Raw genomic sequence first — 11,305 nt, 5'->3', positions numbered from 1 at the left:
ACCCAGCCGCCACCACCCGCCCGCCACCTCGCGCCCGCAACGCTCGCCGACATCCTCACCGCCACCGCCGCCACCCACCCCGACGCCACCGCCGCCACCTGCGGCCACCACTCCACGACCTACCGAGAGCTCGACCAGCGATCCAACCGCCTCGCCAGGCTGCTGCTGAGCCGTGGCCTCACCCCCCACACGGTGCTCGCCAGCGCCCTGCCGCGCTCCCTCGACGCCGTCGCCACCGTCTGGGCAGCGGCCAAAACCGGCGCCGCGTTCGTGCCGATCGACCCCCACCTGCCCGCCGACCGCATCGCATTCCTGCTCCGCGACTCCGGTGCCACACTCGGCGTCACCCACACCGGCGCCCAGCCGGCGCAGCACATCGACTGGCTCACCCTCGACGACCCCGACACCATCCGCGCCCTCGACACCACCTCCGCCGCGCCGATCACCCACACCGAACGCGGGGGAGCGGTCACACCCGACCATACCGCCTACCTCATCTACACCTCCGGATCCACCGGAACACCCAAAGGCGTCCTGGTCACCCACCGCGGCCTCGCCGACCTCGTCGCCGCCCAGCGCCGCATCCTCGGCGTCGACGCCGACTCCACCGTCCTGCACGTCGCCTCACCCAGCTTCGACGCCTCCCTGTTCGAACTGCTGCTCGCCCACGGCTCCGGCGGCCGCCTCATCGTCTCCCCGCCCGACGTCTACGGCGGCCCCGAACTTGCGAAACTACTTCAACGCCAACACATCTCGCACGCCGTGCTGACACCGTCGGCGCTGGCGACCGTCCCCGCCGACCGATACCACCACCTGCGTGTCCTGGCCACCGCCGGCGAACCCGTCGGACCGGAACTGGTCGACCGCTGGGCACCCGGCCGCACCATGATCAACCTCTACGGGCCCACCGAATCCACCATCTGGGCCACCGCCAGCACACCCCTCACCCCCGGCACACCGATCACCATCGGCAGCCCCGCCGGCCCCGTCACCACCACCGTCCTCGACACCTGGCTCCACCCCGTCCCAGCCGGCGTCGCGGGGGAGCTGTACCTGATCGGCCCCGGACTCGCCGACGGCTACAACGACCGCGCCGCCCTGACCGCGAGCCGATTCGTCGCCTGCCCCTCCGGCGAACCCGGCCGGCGCATGTACCGCACCGGAGACGTCGTCCGCCGCACCGCCGACGGCGACCTGGAATACGTGGGACGCAACGACTTCCAGGTCAAAGTACGCGGCAACCGTATCGAACTTCCCGAAATCGACGCCGTCCTCGCCGCCCACCCCGACGTCACCTTCGCCGTCACCGTCCCACGCACCGACAACGGCCGACCGGCCAACCTGGTGTCCTACGTGACAGCGGGCCCCGGCGCGAATCTGTCCGGCGACGAACTGAAAACCACACTCGCCCGAGCCCTCCCGGCCTACATGGTGCCCGCGGCCGTCATCGTCCTCGACCGGGTGCCGCTCACCCCGACCGGCAAACTCGACCGGGACCGACTCCCACAACCACCCGCACCCACCCGCATCTACCGCGCACCCGGCACCGCGCTGGAAGACCTCATCGCCCGCGCCTACGAACACGTCCTCGACATCGACCGCGTCGGCGCCGACGACGACTTCTTCGCCCTCGGCGGCGACTCGCTCAGCGCCTCACTGGTCGCCGCCCGCATCGGCACCGCCCTCGACCTGCACATCCCCATCCGCACCATCTTCGAAGAACCCACCGTCGCCGCACTCGCACACCGCGTGCGCACCCTCGACAGCTCCGCACGCATCCCGCTCACCGCCACCACCCGACCCGACCCGATCCCGCTGTCACTGGCCCAGCAACGCATGTGGTTCCTCAACCGATTCGAACCCGAATCGGCCGCCTACAACATCCCCGTCATGCTGCACCTGTCCGGACACCTCGACACCGCGGCACTGAGCGCCGCACTCGACGACGTCATCGCCCGCCACGAAGTGCTCCGCACCATCTACCCCGAAACCGACGGCGAACCACACCAGCTCATCCTCGACCGGGCGCCGCTCACCCTCGAAACCGTCCACCCCGCACCCGACACCCTCCCGCAACTGCTCGGCGACTTCGTGCGCCGCGGCTTCGACGTCTCCACCCACGTGCCGATCCGCGTCGGCCTGTTCGACATCACCGACCCCGAAACCTCCACCGGCACCGGACAATTCATGCTGGTCCTGGTGGTCCACCACATCGCCGGCGACGGCCAATCCATGGGACCGCTGGCCCGCGACGTCATGACCGCCTACGCCGCCCGCCACACCGGACAACCACCCCTGTGGCAGCCGCTGCCGGTCCAATACGCCGACTACGCCCTGTGGCAACGCCGCGTCCTCGGCGCAGCCGACGACCCCACCTCACTGATGTCCACCCAACTCGACTACTGGCGCACCACCCTCGACGGCGTTCCCGACCTGCTCGACCTACCCACCGACCGGCCCCGCCCCGCCGTCGCCTCACTGACCGGCGGCCGCGTCCCCGTCGACATCAGCGCAGCCCTGCACCGGCAACTGCACACCCTCGCCCGCGAACACGGCACCTCCCTGTTCATGGTCGTGCACGCCGCCCTCGCCGCACTGCTCGCCCGACTCAGCGGCACCGACGACATCGTCATCGGCACCCCCGTCGCCGGACGCGGCGAAACCGGCCTCGACGACCTCGTCGGCATGTTCGTCAACACCCTCGCCCTGCGCACCCCCATCCACCTCGACGAACCGTTCGCCGAACTCCTCGCCCGCACCCGCGACACCGACCTGCACGCACTCGACCACGCCGACGTACCGTTCGAACGGATCGTCGAAGAACTCAACCCGCACCGGTCCACCGCTCAACACCCCCTGTTCCAAGTCGCATTGGCCTTCCAGAACAGCGGCGACATCGACATCGCCCTCCCCGACGTCGTCATCACCCGCAGCGACGTCGACACCGGCACCAGCCAATTCGACCTCCAGCTGGTCATCTCCGACACCTCCACCGACACCGGCGCCGACAACGGCATCTCCGGGATGATGATGTACTCGCGCGACCTGTTCGACGAAACCACCGTCACCAGCTTCGTCCAACGCCTGCTGCGGATACTCGAAACCGTCGCCGACCACCCGGCCACCCCCGTCGGCGACATCGACTGGCTGCACCCCCGCGAACGCCACGCACTGCTCACCAGCATCGGCGCCCGCACCGCACCCACCCCCGAATCACCGCTGCTACCCGACATCTTCGCCGCCGCGGTCCGCCGCAACCCCGACGGCCAGGCCATCCGCACCGGCGACACCGGACTCACCTACACCGAACTCGACCACCGATCCAACCGGCTCGCACGGCTTCTCATCCACCACGGCGCCGGACCCGAAACCCCGGTCCTGGCCGCCGCCCCACGCTCGGCCGAATCCGCGCTCATCTGGTGGGCCATCGTCAAAACCGGCGCCGCCTACGTCCCCGTCGACCCCGCCTACCCAGCCCACCGCATCACCCAGATCGTCACCGATTCGGGCGCCGCACTCGGCATCACCGTCACCACCGCACGCCCCGGACTACCCGAAACCGTCGACTGGATCACCGTCGACACACCCGACACCACCGCCCACATCGACGCACAACCCGCCGACCCGATCGACGACACCGACCGCCTGCGCCCGCTGCACCCCACCAACATCGCCTACGTCGTATTCACCTCCGGATCCACCGGCCGGCCCAAAGGTGTCGCCGTCAGCCACACCGGCATCGCCGGCCTCATCGCCACCCAACGCGCCGACTACAACCTCGAACCCGACTCCCGCGTCCTGCATTTCGCTTCCCCCTCCTTCGACGCCTCCCTGATGGAAACCCTGTTCGCCGTCGCCGACGCCTCCACCCTCGTCGTGGCACCCACCGGCACCTACGGCGGCGACGACCTCGCCGACCTGCTGCGCACCCAGCACGTCACCCACGCGTTCATCACCCCCGCCGCACTCGCCTCCGTCGACCCCACCGGACTCGACGACCTGCGCACCATTCTGTCCGGCGGCGAAGAAGTCCCCACCGAACTGGTCAAACGCTGGGCCGGCACCGACACCAGCGGCACCCGCGAATTCCGAATCCTGTACGGCCCCACCGAAACCACCATCCTCGCCACCGCCACCGGCCCCCTCCGCCCCGCGGAGCCGACCACCATCGGCACGCCGCTACCCGGCATGCGAGCCCTGATTCTCGACACCCGGCTCCACCCCGTCCCCGCCGGAGTCGTCGGCGAACTCTACCTCGCCGGCCCCGCCCTGGCCCGCGGCTACCTCAACCGGACCGCCACCACCGCCGGCCGATTCGTCGCAAGCCCCACCGGCGAACCCGGCGCACGCATGTACCGCACCGGCGACCTGGTCCGCTGGAACCCCCACGGCGACATCGAATTCGTCGGACGCAACGACTTCCAGGTCAAAGTCCGCGGCTACCGCATCGAACTCGGCGAAATCGACGCCGTCCTCGACGCCCGCCCCGACACCGCCTTCGCCGTCACCCTCGCACACCGCCAGGGCACCGCTCCCGCCATGCTCGTCACCTACGTCGTACCCGCACCCGGCGCCACCCCCACCCCCGCGGAACTGACCAGGGCACTCGCCGACGCCCTCCCGCCCTACATGGTGCCCGCCGCGATCATGATCCTCGACGCGATCCCGTTGTCGCCCAACGGAAAACTCGACCGCGCCGCACTACCCGACCCCATCCTGCACACCGAACAGTTCCGCGCACCCGCCTCACCGGTCGAAGAAATCGTCGCCGGCATCTTCGCCGACCTGCTCGGCCTCGACACCGCCGTCGGCGCCGACGACAACTTCTTCGACCTCGGAGGCAACAGCCTCGTGGCCACCCGCACCGCCGCCCGCATCGGCGCCGCCCTCGGCACCCGCGTCCCCGTCACCATGATCTTCGACGCGCCCACCGTCGCCAAACTCGCCGCCCGCGTCGAATCACACGCCGACACCGGCCACATCGCACTCACCGAACAACCCCGCCCACACCACATCCCACTGTCCTACGCACAGCAACGCATGTGGTTCCTCAACCGCTTCGAACCCGACACCCCCGCCTACAGCATCCCCATCGTCATCCGGCTCACCGGCCGCCTCGACCTCGCCGCCCTGCGCGCCGCCATCGGCGACGTCATCACCCGCCACGAAGTCCTTCGCACCATCTACCCGGCCGTCGACGGCGAACCCACCCAGAAAATCCTTCCGCCCGAGGATGCCGTCCCGCCCCTCACCACCACCCGCATCGCCGAAACCGAACTCGCACACACACTCACATCACTACTGGCGACCGTCTTCGACGTCACCACCACCGTGCCGGTGCGCATCCGGCTGTTCGACCTCGGCGACGACACCTGGATCCTCGCCCTCGTCGTCCACCACATCGCCGGCGACGGATCCTCACTGGCACCGCTGGCCCGCGACCTCACCACCGCCTACACCGCACGACTCGACGGCGACGCCCCCACCTGGCCGCCCCTGCCCGTCCAATACGCCGACTACGCCCTCTGGCAACGCACCGTCCTCGGCGGCGACGACGACCCGGACTCGCTACTGCACGCCCAAATCGACTACTGGACAACACAACTCGCCGACGCACCGGCCCTGCTCGACCTGCCCACCGACCGGCCGCGACCGCCCGTGCAAACCTACGCCGGAGCCACGGTGCCCCTCACCGTCGACCCCGACCTGCACGCCCGGCTGCAACACGTCGCCCGCGCCCACAACACCACCCTGTTCATGGTCTTCCACGCCGCCCTGGCCGCCGTCCTCGCCCGCCTCGCCGGCACCGACGACATCACCATCGGCACCCCCTACGCCGGACGCGGCGAACCCGAACTCGACGAACTCGTCGGCATGTTCGTCAACACCCTCGTCCTGCGCACCCACCTGCGCACCGACATGTCCTTCACCGACCTGCTCGACCAGGTCCGCGACACCGACCTGGCCGCCTTCGGGCACGCCGACGTACCGTTCGAACGACTCGTCCAGGAACTCAACCCCGCCCGCTCCCACGCCCACCACCCGCTGTTCCAGGTCATGCTCGCCTTCCAGAACCTCACCAGCACCGAATTCCGGCTGCCCGAACTCACCCTCTCCGCCGTCGAAGCCGAGATCGACACCTCACTGTTCGACTTGCAGATCACCGTCTCCGACACCTACGACGACCACGGCGGCCCCGCCGGCATCACCGGCGGCATCACCTACGCGCGTGACCTGTTCGACCCCGACACCGTCACCGCCATCGCCACCCGCCTCGACCGGCTGCTGCGCGCCCTCGTCGCCGACCCCACCCAACTCGTCCACGACGTCGACCTGCTCGACGCCGAGGAACGCGACCACGTCGTGGTGCGCTGGAACGCCACCCAGCACACCCTCGCCTCCGACGAAACCCTCACCTCCCCGTTCGCCGCCGCCGTGCCGCAACATCACGACCGCATCGCCGTCACCTACGAGGACCGATCGCTGACCTACGCGCAGTTCTCCGCCCGCGTCAACCGGCTCGCCCGCTGGCTCATCGCTCGCGGAGTAGGCCCGGAAAAGCTGGTCGCCGTGCGGATGGGGCGCTCCCTGGACCAGGTCACCGCCCTCTACGCGGTCCTCACCGCCGGCGGCGGATACGTCCCCGTCGACCCCGACCTACCCGCCGACCGCATCGACTACATGCTGGCCACCGCCGCACCCGTCACCGTACTGTCCACCCTCGACGGCATCGACCTGTCCGCATTCGACGACACACCCGTCACCGACCGCGACCGCCGCGCGCCGCTACGACCCCAGCACATCGCCTACGTGCTGTTCACCTCCGGATCCACCGGCCGCCCCAAAGGCGTCGCCGTCCCGCACGGTGCGGCCGCCAACCAGATCCGCTGGCTCAGCGAGGAATACGCACTCACCGGCGACGATGTGGTCCTGCAGAAGACACCGGCGACTTTCGACGTCTCGGTGTGGGAGCTGTTCGCCACCCTCGGCGTCGGCGCGCGGATGGTCATCGCCCGCGCCGGCGGACACACCGACCCCGCCTACCTCGCCGAAACCATTGCCGCCCACCAGGTGACGATCACCTCGTTCGTGCCGTCCATGCTCGCCGTCTTCGCCGACGCGGCCCCCACCGCCACCCTGACCTCGCTGCGCGCGCTGCTCATCGGGGGAGAGGCATTCGGTTCCGATACCGTGGCCGCCGTCCGGCGCGGACTGCCCGACGTCGAACTGCACAACCTGTACGGGCCCACCGAATTCACCGTGCACGTCACCTCGCACCACGTCACCGATGCCGACCAGGGCAGCGTGCCGATGGGCATGCCCGTCTGGAACGCCCGCGCCTACGTCCTCGACGCCCGGCTCAACCCGGTACCGCCCGGGGTGGCGGGGGAGCTGTACCTCGCGGGCACGCAGATGGCCCGCGGCTACCACGCGCGCCCCGGCCTCACCGCCGAACGGTTCGTGCCCGACCCCTACAACCACGGCGGGCGCATGTACCGCACCGGCGACCTCGTGCGGCGCCGCCGCCGCGACGGTGAACTGGAATACCTGGGCCGCACCGACTTCCAGGTCAAACTGCGCGGGCTGCGCATCGAACTCGGCGAAATCGAAACCGTGCTCGCCGAACACCCCGGCGTGGCCCGCGCCATCGCCGTCGTCCACTCCAGCGAGCTCGCCGCCCAGCTCGTCGGCTACCTCGTGCCCGCTGCCGGCGCCACCGTGGACACCGCCGCAGTCCTCGCGCACGCCGCCGCCGAGCTGCCCAACTACATGGTGCCCACCACCCTCATGGTGCTCGACACCGTGCCGCTCACCGCTTCCGGCAAACTCGACCGCGCCCGGCTGCCCGAGCCGGTGGCGACGGTAGGGGAGTTCCGCGAACCGTCGACCTGGCTCGAAGGAGAGGTCGCCCGCGCCTTCGAACACGTCCTCGGCGTCACCCCAGTCGGAGCCGACGACGACTTCTACGCCCTCGGCGGCAACTCGCTGCGCTCGGTACAGGTCGCCAGCGAACTCACCAAGGAACTCCACTTCGAGATCCCGCTCGGCTGGATGCTGTCGGACCCGAATCCGGCCGACCTCGCCAAGCGCATCGAAACCGGAATGAGCAGCGGACACCACGAATCCGGGCCGGCGGCATTCGGCTTGGACGTCGTGCTGCCCATCCGGACAGGCGGCAGCCGGCCACCGCTGTTCTGCATCCATCCCGCCTCAGGACTGTCGTGGTGCTATTACACCTTCGGCGACCACCTCGCCGGCGACCGCCCGATCTACGGCCTGCAGGCGCCGCAGATCGGTGGGGAAGTGCCGGGTCCGCAATCGTTCGAGGAGATCGCGCGCCGCTACTTCCAGGAGATCCGCGCCATCCAGCCGCACGGTCCCTATCATCTGCTCGGCTGGTCGCTGGGCGGGCAGATCGCGCACGCCGTCGCCGCCGAAATGCGTTCGGTCGGTGAGGAAGTCGCATTGCTGGCGTTGCTGGATGCCGAGGCCGAAGGGATCGACGCCGCGGAGGTCACCGAGGCCACGCCGGGGGAGCTGATCAGCAATCTGGGCCCGGTCATGGGTATCGACGTCGTCGGCGCCGACGCGACCGCCGAGGAGGCCGCCGAACTGATCCGGCAGCAACTGGGGGACAGTTTCGCCATCGACGCCGCGACCATCGAACGCATGACCGATGCCTACAACCTGTCGATCCGCGCGGCGAGTGCCTGGCGGCCACCGGTACTCGACGCGGACGTGCTGTATTTCACTGCCACCGAGGACCGCCGTGCCGACGCGGCGGGCCACGAGGGGTGGGCCCGGTTCGTCACCGGCCAGATCTCGAACGTCGACATCGCGGCCGAGCATCTGGCGATGACCGAACCCGCGGTGGTCGCCGAGATCGCGACGATCCTCAACCGCCGGCTGGATCGGTGAGAGGATGGGGCTCTACTGCTATTACTTGACATAATGTAGATTATCGGCGCAATGGAACGGGCGCTGAGAGAGACATTTACCCTTGTGTGTCAGCGTGTTTCGGTGTTCGTCTTCGGCGCCTCGGCTTCACTGCTCGGCTGTCCGGCATGCTGTCGGCACTGGTGTGGAATGTCGGTGTCTCGCGTCGATTTGCCCAATCCCTTCCTGACGAACTTTTTCGCCTCCGGTCCGATTTGCCGGAAAATTTACTGGCGCGTCCGTCGGGTCGATCGCCGCTCCTATCGGCCACTTCCCCAGCCCCGCATTCTCGTCGCCGAAACGTCACAGTGACGTAATGGGGGCACTGAGCCCCGGATCGGGCTCTGCCGCGGCCCGATCCGATGCACATCATCGCGCGCCTTCCGGACGTCTTGTGATTCGAAGGTAGTGCGCACCATCCGGTTTGGACCCGCCAGGAGATCGTCGTGGCTGGTGACTTGTTAGCGTCCTCGCCGCAGCTGGGCGTGCTGACCCGCACGAATTCGGAGACGATTCTGGGTGCGGGTGCCGGCGATTTCGGCGAATCCCGGTGTGAATCCGTCCTCGACGATCGCCGCGCAGGCCGAGCGGCGCGTCGATCCGATCGCGCCGGTGGCGCCCGTGGTTCCGTTCTCCTCCCCTGCCGCGTTGCGGCTGCCGATCGTGGAGGTCCGGCATACGACCGCGGATGGTCGCCCGGCCTGAACCGTCGCGGCCCCGGTTCTCGGCATCAGCGTGTGAGGCGTCCCAACAACGCCGAGGCGCAGGCGATTCCGAGGACGGCGGCCAGGACGAGGACGCCGACATCGGTCCACAGGTCGGCGGTGCCGCCGACGAGCAGGCCGCGCAGGGCGTCGACCTCGTAGCTGAGCGGGTTGACGTGGCTGACGGCGTGCAACCAGCCGGGCATGAGTGCCAGCGGGTAGAGGGCGTTCGAGGCGAAGAACAGCGGCATGGTGATGGCCTGGCCGATGCCCATGAGACGGTCGCGCTTGGTCACCAGCCCGGCGATCGTCATCGACAGGCATGCGAAGAACGCGGCACCGAGGACGACGACGGCGAGGGCGCCGAGCAGTTTCAGCGGGTTCATCGTCATGTGAACGCCCATGATCAGGGCGAGGACGACGATGATCAGCACCTGGGCGATGGCGCGTACACCGGCGGCGAAGCATTTGCCGGTGATCAGCGCCGCGCGGGGTGTAGGGGTGACCATGAGTTTGTTGAGGATGCCGGCGTCGCGGTCCCAGATCAGTTGGATGCCGTAGAAGATCGCGATGAACAGTGCCGATTGGGCGATGATGCCGGGTGCGAGGAAGTCCAGGTAGGGCATGTCGCCGGTGGGGATGGTGTGCAGACGGGCGAAGGTGGTGCCGAAGATCAGCATCCACAGCGCGGGTTGCACTGCGCGAGTGACCAATTCGGTGCGGTCGTGGCGCAGTTTCTGCAGTTCGACGATCGCGAAGGTGACGATGCGGGAGCCCAGGGTGGCGATGCGGGCGGCGCCGTGCGGGGCGTGGCGCAGGGGCGGGAGTTCAGCCGGCGCGCTGAGCGGTTCGGCGGGTGCTTCGGACACCGCGCAGTCCTCCTTCGGTGGTGGGGTCGTCGTCGAGTCCGGCGTCGGCGTGGTGCCGGAAGACGTCTTCGAGGGTGGCATGCGGGCCGAGTGCGGCCTTCAGGTCTGCGGGTGCGCCGGCGGCGCGGAGTTTTCCCTTGTGCAGCAAAGCGATTCGGTCGCAGAGGCTGTCGGCTTCGGCCATGTAGTGGGTGGTGAGCAGGACGGTGGTGCCGAAGCGGGTGCGCAGGTCGTGGACACGTTCCCAGACGCTGTCGCGGGCGATGGGGTCGAGGCCGACCGTGGGTTCGTCGAGGATGAGCAGGGCGGGCCGGTTGACGAGGGCTTGGGCGAGTTCGAGGCGGCGGATCATGCCGCCGGAGTAGCCGGCGGCGAGGCGGTCGGCGACGTCGAGCAGGTTCATGGCGTCGAGGGCTTCGGTGACGCGGTGGCGGCGTTCGCGGCGGGGGACGTCGAAGAGGCGGGCGAACCAGGTGACGTTCTGGCGGCCGGTGAGGGTGGCTTCGATGGAGAGTTGTTGTGGGACGTAGCCGAGGTTGTAGCGGATGTCGGTGTCGCGGCGGCCGGCGCGGAAGCCGAGGATGTCGACGGTGCCGTGCTGGATGGGCATGAGGGTGGTGAGCAGGCGGATGGTGGTGGTCTTGCCGGCGCCGTTGGGGCCGAGGAGGCCGAAGATCTCCCCGCGTTCGATGCGCAGGTCGAGGTGGTCGACGACGGTGTGGTCGCCGTAGCGGTGGGTGAGGTCGCGGCAGTCGATGGCGGGGATGTCGGCGGCGGGGTGGTGTTCGGGTGGGG

Annotated in this window: 4 protein-coding genes; 2 read left to right on the top strand and 2 right to left on the bottom strand. The window is 69.2% G+C overall.

Annotated features, from left to right (window positions below; genetic code table 11):
- Together C5E41_RS32140 and C5E41_RS32135 are read left to right on the top strand one after the other, a co-directional pair.
- On the top strand, positions 1 to 8,919 hold an 8,919-nt coding region (locus tag C5E41_RS32140; protein WP_146097775.1), incomplete at its 5' end, for a non-ribosomal peptide synthetase.
- 543 nt (positions 8,920 to 9,462) lie between these two features.
- The gene (locus C5E41_RS32135) at positions 9,463 to 9,642 is read left to right on the top strand and encodes a hypothetical protein (RefSeq protein ID WP_146097774.1); all 180 of its coding nucleotides are present in this window, start codon (positions 9,463 to 9,465) and stop codon (positions 9,640 to 9,642) included.
- Between the two features lie 25 nt (positions 9,643 to 9,667).
- Here the strand turns inward: C5E41_RS32135 and C5E41_RS32130 are convergent, their stop codons facing one another.
- Together C5E41_RS32130 and C5E41_RS32125 are read right to left on the bottom strand one after the other, a co-directional pair.
- On the bottom strand, positions 9,668 to 10,510 hold the full coding sequence (locus C5E41_RS32130) for an ABC transporter permease (protein ID WP_104379441.1): 843 nt from the start codon (positions 10,508 to 10,510) through the stop codon (positions 9,668 to 9,670).
- Positions 10,470 to 11,276 (bottom strand): ABC transporter ATP-binding protein, encoded by an 807-nt coding sequence (locus C5E41_RS32125; RefSeq protein WP_104379443.1) that lies wholly within the window; start codon positions 11,274 to 11,276, stop codon positions 10,470 to 10,472. The genes C5E41_RS32130 and C5E41_RS32125 overlap by 41 nt, the downstream gene beginning before the upstream one ends.
- Between the last annotated feature and the right edge of the window lie 29 nt (positions 11,277 to 11,305).

Source organism: Nocardia nova (genome assembly GCF_002933465.1).
Taxonomy (GTDB): Bacteria; Actinomycetota; Actinomycetes; order Mycobacteriales; family Mycobacteriaceae; genus Nocardia; species Nocardia nova_B.
The sequence above is the reverse complement of the archived record's forward strand: the minus strand, read 5'-3'. Positions and strand labels throughout refer to the sequence as shown.